We start from the raw sequence: 1,549 nt of genomic DNA on the forward strand, positions 1-1,549 counted from the left end.
GGGGGGTGCCTCTATGTCGTTCGTCAAGGCGCCTGCGTTCGGTTTGGGCTGGTTTGGCTTGCTGGGGTCATGCGGCGAGTTCGATGTCCTCGGGGAGGCGGGGTTCGTAGAAGGTGCCGTCGCGGAGCATGGCGAACAGGACGCTGACGCGTTGGCGGGCCAGGCGGAGGAGGGCTTGGGTGTGGGTCTTGCCGCGGGTGCGTTGTTTGTCGTAGTAGGCGCGGGAGGCCGGGTCGGCGTTCATGCAGGCGAAGGCGGACAGGAACATGGCCCGTTTGAGCTGCCGGTTTCCGCCTCGGGGTGCGTGCTCGCCGTGGATGGAGGTCCCGGAGGATTTCGTGGTGGGGGCGAGTCCGGCGTAGGAGGCCAGGTGGGCGGCGGTGGGGAAGCTGGTGCCGTCGCCGACGGTGACCAGCAGGACGGCGGCGGTCCTGACGCCGACGCCGGGCATCGACGTCAGGACCGGGGAAAGAGGGTGGGCCTCCAGCAGGGTGTTGATCTGGGCTTCCAGTGCCCGGCGCTGGGTGTGGACGGTGGCCAGGGAGGCGGCCAGGGTGGGGATGACGATGTCGAGGGTGCCGGTTCCCGGGACGATGACGGTCTGTTCGTCCAGTGCGTCGAAGACGTCGTCGATCAGCCGCTGGGCCATGCGTGGGGCCTTGGGACGGATCAGTTCGACGAGTCTGCGGCGGCCGGCTTTGCGCAGGGCGGCCGGGGAGCCGTGACGCTCAAGCAGCCAGGTGACGGCGGGGTGGTCCAGGCGGGGGCCCAGGACGCGTTCCAGGCTGGGGGGGAACTGGGTGAGCAAGCCTCGTATCCGGTTGGAGGTGCGGGTGGCCTCGGCGGCGAGGTCCTGGTCGAAGCCGACCAGGACGGTGAGCTCGGCGGTGATCTCGTCGGTCAGTTCCAGCGAGCGCAGGGTGTGGGGCATCGTCCGGGCGGCGTCGGCGATGACCGCGGCGTCCTTCGCGTCGGTCTTGGCCTCGCCCGGGTAGAGGTCGGCGATCCGGCGCATCGCGAGTCCGGGCAGGTAGGCGACCTGGCAGCCCGCATCGCGGGCGACGGTCAGTGGCAGGGCGCCGATCGAGGCGGGCTGGTCCACGATCACCAGGACGGTGCCGAACTTCGCGGCCAGCTTGTCGAACACGGCCCGCAGCTTCGGCTCGCTGTTGGGCAGCTGTTTGTCGAAGACCTTCTTGCCGGCCGGGGTAAGTCCGTGGCCGTGATGGGCACTCTTGCCGACGTCCAGGCCGAGGAACACGCCCACGTCTTCAGTGTCGAACATCGCGCCCTTCCCAGGGTGTTGACGGCGCCGGCCTCGGCAGCGGTGTCGTACTCGCGCATCCACGTTATGCAGACCTGCCATCCGCGAGCTGTCCGGCATTGCGCCGGACCGGATGGCGGCCGGACCTCTCATCAGCGTCTCCGACGGCACCTCCCGGGCTCGGTGACACCACCCCCCAGGTCATCAACTTCGACAGGGGGACACAGTCATGCCGAGCCCGGAGGCCAGCGGCCCTCTTGCAGGACCGCGGAAAACATAACGGGG

1 protein-coding gene is annotated in these 1,549 nt (G+C 69.3%); it reads right to left on the reverse strand.

Translation table 11 applies throughout. The annotated features are described in order from the left end of the window. Positions 1–67: 67 nt before the first annotated feature. Complete coding sequence (locus tag M8H82_RS36315; protein ID WP_250080019.1) at positions 68–1,285, reverse strand: IS110 family transposase; 1,218 nt, start codon at positions 1,283–1,285, stop codon at positions 68–70. Positions 1,286–1,549: the final 264 nt, after the last annotated feature.

Origin of the sequence: Streptomyces sp. YS415, assembly GCF_023544665.1 — a bacterium.
Taxonomy (GTDB): Bacteria; Actinomycetota; Actinomycetes; order Streptomycetales; family Streptomycetaceae; genus Streptomyces.

Coding starts and splice junctions, on each gene's coding strand:
- M8H82_RS36315 (WP_250080019.1), bottom strand. CDS start 1,285: ATGTTCGACACTGAAGACGTGGGCGTGTTCCTCGGCCTGGACGTCGGC.